Origin of the sequence: Mesobacillus zeae (genome assembly GCF_003570705.1) — a bacterium.
Lineage (GTDB): Bacteria > Bacillota > Bacilli > Bacillales > Cytobacillaceae > Mesobacillus_C > Mesobacillus_C zeae.
Genome location: NZ_QWVT01000002.1, coordinates 141,871 through 157,679 on the forward strand (window position 1 = coordinate 141,871; position 15,809 = coordinate 157,679).

General features: G+C 41.1%; 15 protein-coding genes. 7 read left to right on the forward strand and 8 right to left on the reverse strand.

Going from position 1 to position 15,809, the window contains the following annotated elements:
- Positions 1 to 91: 91 nt before the first annotated feature.
- Entirely contained in the window at positions 92 to 772 is a 681-nt protein-coding gene (locus tag D1970_RS01230; RefSeq protein ID WP_119111056.1) for a YhcN/YlaJ family sporulation lipoprotein, read from the forward strand.
- 56 nt (positions 773 to 828) lie between these two features.
- On the opposite strand, the gene lipA is transcribed toward D1970_RS01230, so the two are convergent.
- The gene (lipA, locus tag D1970_RS01235; protein ID WP_119111083.1) at positions 829 to 1,746 is read right to left on the reverse strand and encodes a lipoyl synthase; all 918 of its coding nucleotides are present in this window, start codon (positions 1,744 to 1,746) and stop codon (positions 829 to 831) included.
- A 288-nt stretch (positions 1,747 to 2,034) separates the two neighbouring features.
- Here lipA and D1970_RS01240 point away from each other — a divergent pair, with 288 nt between their 5' ends.
- Complete coding sequence (locus tag D1970_RS01240) at positions 2,035 to 2,964, forward strand: M23 family metallopeptidase (protein WP_259339538.1); 930 nt, start codon at positions 2,035 to 2,037, stop codon at positions 2,962 to 2,964.
- 66 nt (positions 2,965 to 3,030) lie between these two features.
- Here the strand turns inward: D1970_RS01240 and D1970_RS01245 are convergent, their stop codons facing one another.
- The 7 genes from D1970_RS01245 to D1970_RS01275 all read right to left on the reverse strand — a co-directional run bounded on the left by D1970_RS01245 (position 3,031) and on the right by D1970_RS01275 (position 11,822).
- Complete coding sequence (locus tag D1970_RS01245; RefSeq protein WP_119111057.1) at positions 3,031 to 3,135, reverse strand: methionine/alanine import family NSS transporter small subunit; 105 nt, start codon at positions 3,133 to 3,135, stop codon at positions 3,031 to 3,033.
- The gene (locus D1970_RS01250) at positions 3,135 to 4,643 is read right to left on the reverse strand and encodes a sodium-dependent transporter (protein WP_119111058.1); all 1,509 of its coding nucleotides are present in this window, start codon (positions 4,641 to 4,643) and stop codon (positions 3,135 to 3,137) included. The genes D1970_RS01245 and D1970_RS01250 overlap by 1 nt, the downstream gene beginning before the upstream one ends.
- 301 nt (positions 4,644 to 4,944) lie before the next feature.
- Entirely contained in the window at positions 4,945 to 6,036 is a 1,092-nt protein-coding gene (locus tag D1970_RS01255; protein ID WP_119111059.1) for an HD-GYP domain-containing protein, read from the reverse strand.
- Positions 6,037 to 6,313: 277 nt separating this feature from the next.
- Positions 6,314 to 6,616: a YunC family protein gene (locus D1970_RS01260; RefSeq protein ID WP_119111060.1), complete on the reverse strand. Its 303-nt coding sequence runs from the start codon at positions 6,614 to 6,616 to the stop codon at positions 6,314 to 6,316.
- Positions 6,617 to 6,680: 64 nt separating this feature from the next.
- On the reverse strand, positions 6,681 to 8,036 hold the full coding sequence (locus D1970_RS01265) for a bifunctional metallophosphatase/5'-nucleotidase (protein WP_119111061.1): 1,356 nt from the start codon (positions 8,034 to 8,036) through the stop codon (positions 6,681 to 6,683).
- Between the two features lie 17 nt (positions 8,037 to 8,053).
- Positions 8,054 to 8,899, reverse strand: a complete 846-nt coding sequence (locus tag D1970_RS01270; protein WP_119111062.1) for a DUF72 domain-containing protein — start codon at positions 8,897 to 8,899, stop codon at positions 8,054 to 8,056.
- Between the two features lie 856 nt (positions 8,900 to 9,755).
- Positions 9,756 to 11,822, reverse strand: a complete 2,067-nt coding sequence (locus tag D1970_RS01275; RefSeq protein ID WP_119111063.1) for a methyl-accepting chemotaxis protein — start codon at positions 11,820 to 11,822, stop codon at positions 9,756 to 9,758.
- Positions 11,823 to 12,351: 529 nt separating this feature from the next.
- Here D1970_RS01275 and D1970_RS22125 point away from each other — a divergent pair.
- The 5 genes from D1970_RS22125 (at position 12,352) to D1970_RS01295 (ending at position 15,342) form a co-directional block, all read left to right on the forward strand.
- A complete protein-coding gene (locus D1970_RS22125) occupies positions 12,352 to 12,516 on the forward strand; it encodes a hypothetical protein (protein WP_181213375.1) in 165 nt (54 codons plus the stop codon).
- Positions 12,517 to 12,649: 133 nt separating this feature from the next.
- Positions 12,650 to 12,937, forward strand: coding sequence for a DDE-type integrase/transposase/recombinase (locus D1970_RS01280; RefSeq protein WP_119111064.1), 288 nt, complete (start codon positions 12,650 to 12,652; stop codon positions 12,935 to 12,937).
- Positions 12,938 to 13,184: 247 nt separating this feature from the next.
- Positions 13,185 to 13,928: a YybI family spore inner coat protein gene (locus D1970_RS01285; RefSeq protein WP_119111065.1), complete on the forward strand. Its 744-nt coding sequence runs from the start codon at positions 13,185 to 13,187 to the stop codon at positions 13,926 to 13,928.
- 64 nt (positions 13,929 to 13,992) lie between these two features.
- Positions 13,993 to 14,484 (forward strand): hypothetical protein, encoded by a 492-nt coding sequence (locus D1970_RS01290; RefSeq protein WP_119111066.1) that lies wholly within the window; start codon positions 13,993 to 13,995, stop codon positions 14,482 to 14,484.
- Positions 14,485 to 14,868: 384 nt separating this feature from the next.
- Positions 14,869 to 15,342 (forward strand): SRPBCC family protein, encoded by a 474-nt coding sequence (locus D1970_RS01295; RefSeq protein ID WP_119111067.1) that lies wholly within the window; start codon positions 14,869 to 14,871, stop codon positions 15,340 to 15,342.
- The last annotated feature ends 467 nt before the right edge of the window (positions 15,343 to 15,809 follow it).

The following is a 15,809-nucleotide window of genomic DNA, read 5'->3' on the forward strand; positions in this document are numbered from 1 at the left end:
TTGCTTAATTAAATTATAACTGATTCCCCATCAATTACTAAGAAAAAATAGGTTGTATCTGGCTATTCTAATGGATAAGGAGGTGTTTTGCATGAAAAAAACAGTAATAGGAGCCGCCCTTTCAGGATTCTTGCTTGCAGGTTGTGCAGGAAACAATGACACACAGGACGGTCGAAGCGGCATTTTCGAGGAAAGCGGAAATACCCTTAATGTTAATGAACAGCGCCCTGACATTTACAATCACAATGAGGGAAAAGGCATGAAGAACAAGAGCAAAGACTTTGGGTATGTCCGCCATAAACGCAGCGGCATAATGGGGGACAACCAGCAAGATGCCTACATGGAAATGGACCGAGAGCAAACCGCAGACATAATATCGAAACTTTGCCTCCAGACTCCAAACGTGGATGATGCTTCCACTCTTGTCACTGATAAAGAAGTGCTTATTGTCTATAAGACTGACTCTGACAGCCGGAATGAAACCGCGGATCAAGTAAAGAAAATGGCCATGTCTGTTGTTCCCCGGTGGTTCCATGTTTATGTATCAGACGACCAGGATCTTCGTAAGGATGTGGAAAACTTTGCAAGCCTCAATACGAACAGCCGTGATGTGGATACTCTGATCGACGGTGTTATCAAGCAAATGCTGAAATCCCCGCAAGGCAGTAAAATGAGCGAGGGTGAAAACGAGAATGGCGAATCACAGGGTGAAATGAATGACGCGCTGGACAAGGATGACCTTGGCGAAAAGTCACGCAGCAAACAAGAATAGAAAAGACAAATGAGAGTCCAGCAATTATATGCTGAACTCTTTTTGTTCTCCCTGCTCTATGCTTTGCTGGCTTTCTGGCTGGCAAGCTCCTGCCTGTGCCTTGCAGCTGAATCAACCTGTTCATCTGCATGATAGGAAGATCTTACGAGCGGGCCTGCCTCACAGTGGCTGAAGCCTTTTGCAAGCGCGATTTCCTTAAGCTCCTGGAACTCATCAGGATGATAATACTTCAGGACCGGCAAATGTTTTTTTGATGGCTGCAAATACTGGCCAAGCGTCAGAATATCGACATTGTTGGTACGAAGGTCATCCATTGCCTTAATCAGCTCTTCTTTTGTTTCTCCGAGGCCAACCATAATGCTCGACTTTGTTGGAACGGCCGGCTGAATTTCTTTTGCCCTTCTAAGGAACTCAAGCGAACGTTCGTATGTTGCTCTTGCCCTTACTCTCGGCGACAGACTCTTAACCGTTTCAATGTTATGGTTCAGGATATCTGGTTTAGCATCCATCAGCATTTGGAGATTTTCAAACACGCCGCCCATATCGGAAGGCAGCACTTCAATGCTTGTAAACGGACTTTTCCGGTGGATCGCACGGACAGTTTCAGCAAATACAGCTGCACCGCCGTCCTTCAAGTCGTCCCTTGCTACCGCAGTGACTACGACATGCTTCAGGTTCATAAGTGCAACAGAATCAGCTACTCTTTCAGGCTCTTGCAAGTCAAGCTCAGTCGGCAAACCTGTCTTGACAGCACAAAAACGGCAAGCACGCGTACATACATCGCCAAGGATCATAAATGTAGCTGTTCTGCGGACAGCCCAGCATTCATGGATGTTCGGGCAGCGAGCTTCTTCGCAAACCGTATGCAGACCCTTTTCACGCATCATCTGCTTAAGGCCAGTGTAATTTTCATTCGTATTAAGCTTTATTTTGAGCCATTCCGGCTTCCTTAATGGTTGTTCCTTCGTACTCAATGAATTCAGCTCCATTCTGTTCCCTAAGCAGCCTTCAATCCGCTCCCGGAAATTGGTGTTTTTAGCCTGTCTTTGTCCATTACATGTACAGGACTCTTCTTTTGTCACTTTACCATAATGGAAAAAGTACGACAAGCCGGAAAGCTTTGTATTACCAGCATTTCCCCATTATGATATCGGCAATTTCCCACAAACTAGAATAGGAATAAAATTTTTGAAGGGAGGATTCCTGTGAGGTTTCTTCTGGCAGTTATCATTTTTTCTCTATGCCTCAATACACTTCCCTCCATTGGGTTTGCCGACGGCCGGGAGGATATGCATGAAAAGAGGATGGAGCTTTATAGACAAGTCGAGGCTGCAACTCAAATTCCATGGTATTATATCGCCGCTGTTGACCAATATGAACGAAATGTGAGGGAAGCGCGAAGGGACTTGCCGGACCCATCTGGTACCGCGGCCATTTATATTAAACCTGAGGAATGGTCAGGCTTGTTGAATCCGAATCATAGCGACAACAATCCGGCTTCCATCCAATTCTTTCAAGGGACAGGATTCGATGGCAACGGGGATGGTAAAGCCCAACTTGAAAATGACGAGGACGTCCTGCATGCTTTTGCCCAACAGCTTCTCTCCTTTGGAACGAGCCACGATAATATTAGAATCGGGCTATGGAATTATTATCACCGGGACAAAGCTGTCGGCATCATTATGGACAAAGCAAAAATTTATAAGCATTTCGGCAGGCTCGACCTTGATTCACACGCCTTTCCGGTTCCTTTAAGAAGCAACCATAGCTACAAGAACACCTGGGGCGATGCCAGGGGCTGGGGAGGGCGAAGAATCCATGAAGGAACAGATATTTTTGCTGGATATGGAGTCCCAGTAAGGGCAACTGGCTACGGGATTGTCGAAATGAAGGGCTGGAACAAGTATGGAGGATGGAGAGTAGGAATTAGAGATATCAACAATAACTATCATTATTACGCCCATCTTAGCGGCTTTTCCGAGGATTTAAAAACAGGACAAGTGGTAAAGCCGGGACAAGTCATCGGGGGAGTCGGCAGTTCAGGCTATGGACCGCCGGGAACATCTGGAAAGTTTCCGCCCCATCTCCATTATGGAATGTACAAAGACAATGGCTATTCCGAGTGGTCCTTTGATCCGTACCCGCATTTGCGGATGTGGGAAAGACAGGAACGAATTCAATCAAAAAAGTAGTGAAATAAAACTAAAAAGCGGCCTAATGGCCGCTTTTTAGCAAAGAGATATGATCCCTTATTGCTTTTATGAATTCTTTCCTTTAATGACGGCCATTGCCACACTTGCGACAAGTCCTCCCCAGATAATGACCATACCAACAGCCATCATAGCGATTGCACTGCCTGACATTATGACGCCTCCTTTTTAGATGGAAATGCAATCAGCTTCCTGTCCCATTTGACAGCCATAAGCAAAAATCCTGCCACGAGGGCTGCTGCTGCTACACCCCAGCCTGCATAGGCGAGGAACTCTATAGGGTAGTCTCCATAATTTACTTTAATGTTCGTAAGGATGTTCTGGAACATCATATATCCAAGGATTAGTGGTGTTACACCGCCAAGGAAAAAGCGCCAGCTCGAGCCAACCATCATATCGGAAATGCTGTTGGCATGTGTCTCCAGCCCTTTCAGTTCCCTGAGAACCCAGGCAATGACCACTACTTCCACAAGGCCGGCAAGAGCCACTCCAAATTGGTTGATGAAGTAGTCCGCTGCATCAAGGAAATACAGGCCGCCTTTCGTGGCGAACAGAACGGAAATCACTGCAGATGCACCGCCTCCGGCAAGGACAGCTTTCGTTCTTGTCAGCTTGAATTTCTCCTGGACTGCTGCAACGTATGTCTCCACAATGGATATAAGTGATGTCAATCCAGCCAGGGTCAGGCAGGCGAAGAAAACGACTCCAAACAATCCGTTAAATGCAGGAAATTCATTGATGATTTGCGGAAAGACAACAAATGCAAGCCCGACTCCTTCTGAAACTACTTTATCAACAGGAATTCCCTGCTGTACAGCCATAAAACCAAGTGCAGAGAATACCCCGATACCCGCGAGGAGTTCAAAACCCGAGTTCGCAAAACCTGTAATGAACGCACTGTTTGTCAAATCTGTTTTCTTTGGCAAATAGCTGGAATACGTGATCATAATGGCAAAACCAATGGAGAGACTGAAGAAAATCTGTCCATAAGCAGCAACCCATACTTTCGGATCTGCTATTGAACCCCAGTCCGGCTTAAAGAAAGCATCAAGTCCTTCAGAAGCTCCGTCAAGCGTAACAGCTCTCAAGACGATGACAAGGAACAGGATTACAAGCGTTGGAATCATAAACTTATTGGCTATTTCAATTCCACGCTTCACTCCCTTGAGCAATACACCCATCGTGATCATCCATACAAGTAGTAATGGAATAAACACTCCAGGGACAATCCCTCCTGCCGATCCTGCAGTTGCCGGGAGCTGGAGATAATCGCCGTAGAGGAAATCTTTCGGTGCATCGCCCCATTTTTGGTTAATGGAAAACACTGCATATGACATTGCCCAAGCAATAATAACAGCGTAATATGTTGAAATGACAAATGAAATGGCAACCTGCCACCAGCCAAGCCACTCGAACTTCTTGTTCAATCTGGCGTACGTAAGCGGGGCTGATCCCCTATATTTATGTCCAAGAGTGAACTCAAGGATTAACAGTGGTATCCCAGCTGTTAATAATGCGAATAAATAGGGAACAAAGAATGCCCCTCCTCCGTTATCATAAGCAACGGCAGGAAAACGCCAAATATTTCCGAGTCCTACTGCGGACCCGATTGCAGCCAAGATAAATCCTGCCCTGGTCCCCCACTGCGGTCGATTTTCCATGAAATGTACCCCCTGTATTTTTCCTGAGCATCTCAAAAAAATAACGAAACACTCTTAAAGTTTATTATTTTCTGACTTATTTGAAAATAGTATATCCCGCCGCCTTCTCTTTGTCAAAATGTTATTTGTTAAAAAATAAAGTTTTTTGTAGAATCCTGGCTTTTAATATCTTTCTAGTAAATAGCAGCGGTTCTCCCAACCTGACCTGGCGGGAAGTGTTAAATCGTGATAACTTTTATGGAGCAAAAATAAGCTGCCCCAAGCAGCAGGGCAGCGAGTGATGGTCATTTCAATCAGCAATTTATTTCCTGAAGGTCGTGTCACATTCTGTAATAACAATGGAAGGGTTCCTGCTTAGATCAATTTCGTAGGGAGCCACTTTCATCCCATGCTCTTCAAGCACCCTGACGGTCGGGCGGTCGCTTATTCCGCGATGCTGGGAAGAAACTACCCCTTTCTTTCCGTTGCTGAGCTGAACAGTCAACCCCGCAGGATAGATGACAACCGCTCTTTTAAAGGCATCAATGACAGCAGCGTTGAATTTGCTTCCATACCCTGCGTACAGTATCTCTAGCCCTTCATGCGGAAGCATTGCATTTCTGTACACGCGATTAGACGTGACTGCATCAAATACATCCGCAACACCGAGAATCTTTCCGAACAAATGGATTTCCTCGCCTTTTAGCCCCCTAGGATATCCCGTGCCATCCATCCTCTCATGATGCTGATAGGCGCAATGCGAAACAAGCAGCGGCAGACCTTGTATGCTTCTGAGAATTTCGAAACCGTCTTCTGCATGAGCCTTGATTGTTTCGTACTCTTCTAAAGTCAGCCTCCCTGGCTTTAACAGAATCTCGCGAGGAATGTTCATTTTCCCGACATCATGAAGGATTGCCCCAAGTCCAATAGACTCTAAATCTTTCCCATTAAGCTTCATTTCAAGTCCAATTGCTAATGTATAGAGAGTGACATTAAGTGAATGCGAAAAAATATATTGATCGTGGATAAATACATCCGATAGGAGGCTCAGCAACTCATTGCTGCCGTTCAACTCGCTGATCAGGCACCGTATCAGCCTTTTGAAATCTTTCGTACTTTTTTCTAACACAATCGCGGGAGAAACATGGATATCATTCGCCACTTGTTTAAAGGCTGATTGGATTGTGGCGTATGCCTCGATCCGAAGTTCATCGGAAACCGGGCTGTTCACGGCTATATCTTCTGTATCTGGATCGTCAATATAAACATAATCGATTCCAAAGCCAAGAAGCCGGCTGATAATACTTTGGGTAAGGCCTGCCCCCTTATTAAGGAGAATCTGCCCCTGACTATTGTATATCGCTTTCCCTAACTTAGCACCTTCTTCTGCCGAAGCTGTTGCAATGAGTCTCATTGTCTTTTCCCACTTTTTCACTAGGATAAAAATGAATCGCTGGCTAAAGCCTAATTCCTCATTATTCTACCATAGGCAGATTTATTAAGCAGACAAATTTCGACATATTTTTTGACGGTTTCAGGAAAAAGCCCTCAAATATTACCATCAAACAAAAAGATCGCCCATCCCCGGCTATCTGAGTTTAGCTGAGTAATGACGACCCTTGTCTAATGTATGATTGAAGTTGAAAAACAGATATCATTCACGCCCATCCCGACAGCCGTGTGAGGACTCCTTAAACCATTTTCAGCAGCGCATCCTTTCCCACCATCCCGGCGGTTACCCCACGGTTTTCGGCCTCAATTGTTACCGACTCAAGCGGAGCGTCCAGCAGCTCCTGTATCGTCCTGACCCCGACAGCCCTACCTGCAAACACTTTCCTTGCAGCTAACTTTTCATTCAAAAGAGCCACATCCAGCGCTCCGCACATAATATATCCCTTTTCACTGGTGACAGCAAGCAGGCTTGTTTTGGGCAGCTTAACGGTAATCCCGATAAAAGTATGGCCATCGAGTTGGATTGGTGTCATTTCAATCATGCAGCAGCTCTCCTTTCCATCTGTAATACTTTATGATATGAGATGGAAAAGAGTGAAGGTGCTGTTAATTTTCAAATCTCTCTATGGTCCGCCGCAATAAGTCCCTCATAAATTCAGGGAGAAAATACGTTTTTCTGCCTGACCTGTAGATTTCGGGGAAAAAACGCCCAAATGTAAACATGTCCGGAATAGCAATGACATATTCTGCTTTAGGAAGAATTGGCTCTCCGCCAATCAGTATCTCCCTGCCTTGCACGGAAATGCCGGCAAACACTATTTTCCCCATGACGGTCCCCCTGAAGCCAAGACCCTTAATTTGCATATGATCCCATTTTTCATCCATCGCCTGCATGATGACTTCCTTTAATTCAGCACCACCAAGCACGACAGTACATGGATTGATAGGATGCGGGCAAACCGTCAGCAAATCAAATTCCGTAACGGCTCCCTCCAATCCGCCGAGCAGAAGTCCTGCATTAAGAAAAGCAGCATCCGCTGAGCACCATTCCTTTAGTTCTCTGCAAAGGAGGGATGGTAGCTCCGAATTTTCAAAAGGATTTGTCTGAAGTGGCACTTTTAAGAAGGCAACTGGGCGATCCAGCATTTTTTTCCCTGTATCATAAAGCATTGCTGCCTGCTTATCATCATCAGGATGTGGCCGTTCGTTCATGTCATAAAGGATAGCCTCTTTTGTGACTGCCTTTTTTGAATTATGATCAATCCCAAGTGTGATATGTCCTATATACTGCCCGTATTTCCCTGCTCCGCAAACAAGGGTATGACCCACCATTTTCCCTTCATGGAGAATATGGTGGGTATGCCCGCCAATGATCACATCAATCTGTGGAAACATCTCAGCAATTCTTTCGTCATCATGTATACCAAGATGGGAAAGAAGAACGATCACGTCAGCCTCCCCATTTAACTTTCCAAGATAGTTTTCAAGCTCTATAAGCGGGTCAACGGCTCTCCACTGAAGTAAATGATAGAAATGCGTAAAATTAACCGTCAGACCGATTACAGCAATCCTCGTTCCTGACTTTGTCCTGTATATATGATAGGGCTTGCCCCATTCCGGCAATTTCCCCTCCTCATCGAACAGGTTGGCGGCAAGGACATGAAAATCTCTTTCAACATACATTTCGCCAAGGTCTTTATGAGAAAGAGTAATTCCCTCGTTATTGCCGATGGTTACCGCGTCATAGCCTGCCTCATTTAACAGCCTGCAGTTCCCTTTTCCCCTTGATGCATCAGAATAGGGATGCCACCGGTCCATATGATCGCCAATATCGAAGATGAATACTTCATCTCCCTCCTGTTCATGCCATTCTCTCCTTTGGACAAGAAGGTGGTGAATACTTGACCAATGCTCAAAATGGCTATGTAAATCATTCGTATGGTATATATGAACAACTTCCAATCATCTCATCCCTTTTTTTAAAACAAGTCGAGCTGCCTAGGTGTCAGTCCGCTATACTCCACATTCAGCATTTCCATCATTTTTTGCGCATTATCAGCGGCATCACCGCCAGAATTGTTATTGAAAACCGCATATACCTCTTTAGCTTGATTTTCAAGCTTCTTCAAATGTTCAGCCCACTCAGCCAGTTCTTGGTCATTATAGCGGTAAAGATAGCGTACTTCGCGCCAGTTTTCCCCTGCTTTTTTATTCCAGCCATACTCATTGCGGCCATGGAAACGCACAAGAACTTTTTCCGGGGATGCAGCCTTAACAACAGCAGGCACTGACCCTTCCCCTGCCTGGGGCTCGTCACAAATGCTGTGAATCCAATTTTCACTAGTCATATACTCAAGTGTTCTTTCTTTCATTTCTCCCCAAAACCATGATTGATGGCGGAACTCGAGTGCACACGATACCTTCCCCATTTCCTGCCTGCACCAGCGCAAATATTCAACATTCTCTCGGGTGCAGTCAAACCACGGCGGAAACTGGAAAAGCACCATTGCCAGCTTTCCGGTTTCTTCGTAAGGGATTAACGACTGCCTAAATGCAGCAAACATTTCTTCTTTACTGTTAAAGGGGATTTCGCCACGCTGGTGGCCAGTCATCCCTTGATATGCCTTGACAATAAACCGAAAAGAATCCGGAGTGTCACTAACCCACTTTTCCGCATTTTTGAGCGGCTGGACAGCATAAAATGAAGCGTCCACTTCGACAATTGGAAAGAAACCCGAATACTCTTTTAATTTATCTCTTGACGGAACTTTCCCTTTATAGAGGGTATCGTGGTCGCCCCAGCCTGTCACTCCGATGAAAATCATGAACGAGCCCACCTCCATGCTTGATCTGCTCAGTACTTAACAACCCTATGGTCTGTTTGAAGTAGAAGATTCCTAGGAATACTGATCTATCGGTAGGTTACGATTAAACTCCTCCTGTAGTCAGAAGGGCGACAGTTCCCTTTGGGTGCTAGTTGTATTCGATTGCACTCTATTCTTTTTAAACTTGGAAATCCTTTGCCTACTTTACAAAGAAATGATTGAAGACTTTTCAGCAATATTTAACAATCAGCATCAAATGATAATACAAAGAATACCGGGTGATGATTACTATCTAGTTTCACTGATATACCAGCCCTTTATTTTACTAAGGATAATTATATATCATCTGCAGAGAACTGATAAATATTAGGCTTTCGCCTAACACGTAAAAATCTCCCCTTATCGCTGGGTGATGCCCCCTCACACGATTAAAGAAGGAGTCTTCTATCGGAATGGATCATGGCCGTAACACCCCGAAGACATTGTTCTTATTCCCGCTGCACACGAACGATGATCTTTCCATTCAAAAAAGCCGTCTGCTATGGAAGCAGACGGCTTATCTTTTGACTCTATAAGATTATCCGGTGGACCCTTCCATCTCAAATTTGATTAATCTTGCTAAAAAAGGAACGAAGTGGTTTATGAAAAGGTCGGTCACCATTGATATAAAGCATTTCTTCTAATAGCTTAAATTTAAAAATAAATTCAATCCGGCACGAAAATTCACCGTAAAAAACCGTATTTAGCAAGGGTTAAGAGTGCTTTTCATTTACACATAAAATTCCAGCCAAAGATTATATTAATAAATGGTCAAGAAGCCAAAATTGATTCAAAGTCACTTCTCCATTGAATTAATCTAATTCTTTATCTTGAAGAAATTAATTTTATTATTCATTTCATTTGTCATCTCACCTAAACTTACAGCTGAATCACTGACTTCTTCTGTTGAAGCAGACATTTCCTCTGCTGAGGCTGAAATTTCCTCTGCCGATGCTGCTACATCTTCTGCTATTGCTCCCGCCTGTTCTAGTTCTTCAAGAATTAGATCTTTTTCTTTTTGAATTTTTACTGAGGATTCTTTTGTTTCTTTTATTTTAGGAGAAATACTCTCAACTGCCTTAATAATATCTTCGAATGAGTGAATTGTTGCATTTAATTGCTCTCTTTGTAATAGAAGTTCTTTGTTTACTTCTTCTGTTGATCCAACCATTTTTCCAGTGTCTTGTGAAACCCCTCTAATGATTGCATTAATTTTTTCAGAAGACTCTCTACTTTTTTCGGCTAAATTCCTTATTTCATTCGCTACAACCGCGAAGCCTTTTCCTGATTCTCCAGCTCTGGCAGCCTCTATGGATGCATTTAGAGCTAATAAGTTCGTTTGATCAGAGATCGAATGTATGATTTCCGTCATTTCATTAACATTGCTAATATTAACTTCGACCGACTTCACTCGTTCAATCAATTCTCTAAATGTTTCGTTCAGTGTTTCAAAAGATTTAGTCATCCTACTTATTTCTTGACTGCTCTCATTAGCCATTAGTAAAATGGAATTTGCTGAAAAATCTACATCATTAATTGATTCATTCATAAAATCCAAGCCTGTTCCAAATTGGCTAATTCTCTTGTTTACACTTCTAAATTTTTCATGTTGCTCTGTTGCTCCTTCAGCGACAGTAGAAATGGCTGTTGCTACATTTTCCGAAGTGGCACTCATTTGTTGAGAAAAAGAAGATAGGTTTTGAGCATGATCATCAATACTTAAAGCATTCACCTGGAATTTTTCAATAACATCTGTTAAGTTATTTTGCATACTAAAAAGGGATCTTCCAATATCTCCAAGCTCATCTTTTCTTGCCAGGTCTTTCTCTTCAAATTCGTTTACTAGCACTCCCTCAGCAACAAGTTCAGCAATGACACTATATTTCTTTGCTGTTTTCCCCATACGGTTTGCAAAAACAACAATGACTGTTGTGACAATTACAATTGAAACTGCACCAGATACAACAAAAATAAATAATAATTTATTTAAACTATTAAATAAATTGGATTCACTTACACTTATACCTATCCTCCAGTTTGTATTAGGAATGGTTGAGAAGTAGAAAAAATACTTTTCTTTATCAATTGTGTATTCATTCTTTCCAGACTCATTCGCAAACATGTCTTTAGCAGCTTTCACAAGAGAGGAATTATCATCGTCTAAAATATTGTCCTTTATTAAACGTTCTTCTTCTACTCCACCTAGAAGTGTCCCATCATTCTGTACCAATATAGCTTTTCCATCATAATCAATTTTTGTTTCGGTAATTAATTTCTGAATACTACTAATATCAACATCAACTGTAACGACACCCATTAGATCACCATTAGTTTTTTTAAAAGGATAAGCAGTAGTAACCATTGAAACATTGGTAGACGGATCAGCATAGGCCATTGTCCACCCCCCGTCTGGCTGAGAACCAACTTCATACCACTCTGTTGTCCATATATCAAGATCTCCTGTTGTATATGAATCATCAAGGATAACCTTATCTCCATCCTTGTAGGCAAATGGTGCATACTTCTTTTTACCTTTAAATGCGGATGGTTCAAACCACACCCCCATCCCAAATGTCTCGTTGTACATAGGGATATAATTTTGTAATAAATCATTATAATCGCTTTCCGATAGCAAATCTGAATTTACCTCAACCGTTTTTGCCAAGCCTTTCGCAATACTATTTTCCTTTTCAAGAACCGTGTTAATTTCTTGGGCCGTTTCTCGAAGCTTAGTATTCATCGAATAGTCTAATTGGTCTGTAATAATTTGTTTTGAAAATGTGTAACCAATTGTCGATATCACTACCAGAGCGACGATGATGATAGGAACAATAAACGAAATCAATGAGGTAGCAATACTTCTCTTACGTTGCTTAATTCTCATATTTTCTCCTACTTATAGTTATTTTTTTAGATTTTCATATAGATTTTATCGTCAAAGCTAAAACATTATTAAGTAACCGCTCTTAAAATTCTGCAATTTTCGACACTTTGTTGAACAAATGTAATCAGGAAAATAAGTAAATAAGAGATCTAAATACAAAAGGTGCTTTTCGTCTTTTAAGAAAAACCTAAAAAGATGCTAGCTTCATTGAAGTTTAAGCGCCTGATTGTTAAAGATTTTTATTTAAGTAAAGCTACCCCGTTAGCCACCTATTCTTTACCATTTAAGCAGGGTCTTCTTAAATATTTGTAACCGCTAAACTAGAGGGAGCAGTTTATCACAATTAAGATAGAGCACTTTTCCACAAATAAGATTGACCAATTACCCGACAAAATATGACACTTTTAATAGACTTGGAATAGTTTATTGAAGGTGAGGAAATTGGAGTGAACAGATTCATGAAATATGCAGAAGTGAAAAACCTGCAATCTGAGGGTTTTCGATCAATGTAATTGCGAAGAAATTGAACATGTCGAGAAATACCGTAAAGGAATATTTAGAGATGACGCCTGAAAAGTTTGAGGACTTTCTCATATCGCTGAGAAACCGAACCTTCCGGGATCTTATCGTGCATTGGCTAACAGAACATCCTGATTTGACTGGAGCACAAGTATACGATTGGTGGAAAGACTAAATTTTAAAGGTGCAGCTGAAAACACGGTGCGCAACTATGTAAATGAACTACGGGAGATGTATCCCATTCCGAAAAGCATACGCCAGCGGGAATATACAGCCCTTCCTGAAAACCTTCTGGTTTTCAGGGCCAAGTGGATTTTGGACAAACGGTTGTCGAAGGAAAGACTGGAGGAAGCAAACGCCTCTATTTTATCGCTTTCTTCTTGTCTCATTCCCGTTATAAATATGTAGAGTGGCTGGACCGGCCGTTTCGGACGGCAGATGTTGTGCGATGTCACGAGAATGCCTTTGCCTACTTTGAAGGGATGCCAGTGAAGATGGTCTACGATCATGATGCACTGATGGCGGTCAGTGAGAACACCGGGATTCTTATTTTACATCTGAATTCACAAAGTATCAGTCGGTACGAGGATTTATAATTTATCTCTGTCGGAAAAGTGATCCCGAGTCAAAAGGCAAAATTGAGCAAGTCGTGAAGTTCGTTAAAAACAACTTCAGTAAAAACCGTATTTTTGATAACCTAGTCAACTGGAATAAAGCCAACACATTCTTTCATTTTTGAATCCCCTTAGCATTACTATACAGAACACTTTTTTGGTGTCATATAGGTATTGACCTGCATATGGTACACAAAGTAATTGCCAAATGTTTATTGGGGGGAGTTATTTGTACAGGCAATTTCAAGAACAAACATATGGTAACTATGCGTTGCTTGACATGAAGCAAGGTGACGTTACAGGTGACGGTATATTTGATTACGTCTATTTATATGGAAGAAAAAACGTTGAAACCGAAATCTTCGCAGATCATATTACACTTGTAATTCAAGATGGGCGTTCTAACCAGATTTCAACAATTAATCTTCAAAAAAATGCAGGATATAATGCTAAGCTCTTCCTTGGGGATTTCTCTAAAGATAACATATTGGATATTTTGGTAAGTATTGAATCGGGAGGAAGCGGGGGTTACGGTATTTTCTATATTTACTCCTTCAGAAATAATATCCCACACCTATTGTTTGATTTTGAAACATATAATAATACCTATACATTCAAGGTCAATTATGAAGATCTTTATAAAGTAAGTGTAGGAAGTCCACCACTAGACCTGCTTTTCACCCTTGACATTAGCTACAAAGGCTATGATTATCTATCACAGCTTTACCATGAAAATGGCAAATTAAAACAACCAGTTCAAGGCGAGGTTCTTTCTGCTAGTGATTTAAATCCAATTGTTATGAATCAAAAAAGCATGAGTTATGATTTACTTGTTTTTCAACGGATTATTGGTATTTCTAATTCGGATACATTAGGGCATGTCGAAAACCTTTTAACATGGAATCGCACTCAATTTATATCCACAAGATTGACCACAGCGATACTTGGAACAAAGTTCATTAGTCTCGACTAATGTCGAAATAAAAGATCGCTTTATCGTTTAATGTAATATCTTTTTAAAGCAATGGAGGTATTGTATGACAAATTTTTATTCTTTTCACGGGACTGTCACTATGATTAGTGATTTTTTTACAGGTCAAAATGGTGAAGGAGAAGGCTGTTATAAATTAATATCTGTAGAAAACGGATTGGGAGCGATTGTAAATTTCGTAGTGTCACCCACCACTTACTTTGTAGACCATGTAATGGTGACAGTAGGAGATGGAGTGACTGGATATTATGACGGGGATGCACCTGCCCTTCTTATTTACCCGCCACAATATCAAGCACTTGTTATGGTGAAAGATAACCCAAATCAGAATGTAAAAGTAGATTATTTTAATAGTCAGTTGGTGAGTAGTGATGGAAGATTACAATTAAATATATCACCATTTACTCAATTATTATTAACAAATGGGCAATCATTTTCAAGAAACCCAGCGAACCGAGATCTAATTGTTATCTATGGACCTGCCACACAAAGCATCCCTGCCCAAACCACACCCTATAGAATAATAGTATTGTGTTAGGGTTATTATAGAAAATTCCTGTTTAGAATAAAAATTGGTATATAAAAACACAAAAAAATCCGTCCCGTTTTTGGCGAGTTTTTTAAATTATATTTTGTTCTTATATCGGAAACTTCTTCTCCAGTTTAAAGAACCCGTTAGCCATCCATAAAGCGCAAAAATTAGCGCTTCATCACAGAGAATGAAAACGGATATCTAAGTCTATAATGTTTTAATGTCTGGCGAAGAAGGCCGGTACACTATGGTGCCATAGAGCCCATCCGTTAGTCTGATTATGTACCACCTCTATCATGTTTTTTACCAGAGATTTCCACGAGATGTACCACTTGTTGACGCCCCATTTACCATATGAATACATTCAAAAAAATTTCGAGGTGATTTAAGTTGAAACAATGGATAAAGGAAATTGAAATTGATGCTCCGATTGATTACGTATGGAACTTATTAGATGGACCACTGGAAAATATGCAAAGGATTATGCCAGAGGTTCTGGAGAACAGACCAGTCAAAGTGACCGAGGAAGTGGTTGGAAGTGTATACCGTCAAAAATATAAAGAAGGTAAAAGAATTGAAGAATACGATGTCGAAACGCTAGAATACCTCAATACTCCTGACCAAAAGAACCTTAAAGTTGGTTTCACGTTAGCTAAGATGTTCGAAATTACCGCTAAGTATGAATTAAGTAAAATCAACGAACAGAAAACTCGGTTTACATACACTTGCACCAATCGGCCATTAAAAGCGTTCCTCAAACTATTTTTATTTTTTTCAGGTGATAAAGTCGTCATTAAATTTTGTGAACAAGTGAAAAAAGAGGCTGAAGCCGATTACCAAAAATCCACTATGCTGGTAAATTAGCTTCTGAAACTAAGTCATCGCAGCCAGCCTCTGATTTTGTGCGGGCTCGAATTAAAGAGTATGAGAGTGGCAGGCTATTTTAAGACGTTTCTTTGAGGCGAAAAACCACCCGTTTTTTTATGATGAAAACGCAGAAATGGAAAATGGGCTATATTTCAGATTAATTATTACATAAAAGGCTTTTGGCACAAATTGATTGACCTTTCACTAATTCATAGGCTTAAGAAATATCCCATTGTTGTGGTTTTGTAAAATATGTAAATGTAAACTTTGGAAAATTTTGATTAAAATCTTCTATTTCTTTTTATTTTATTGGATATTTAAGTTAATAAACTATAAAGATTGTGAAGAAATGTGCTTATAGTAACGGGTAGCTTTAGTGGAACAAGAATTAAACAACTTAATTATCTGTTTTAATTTCAAAAGTAAAGCTAAACTGGAGTTAGTATAGTTTCATGGACACGGTT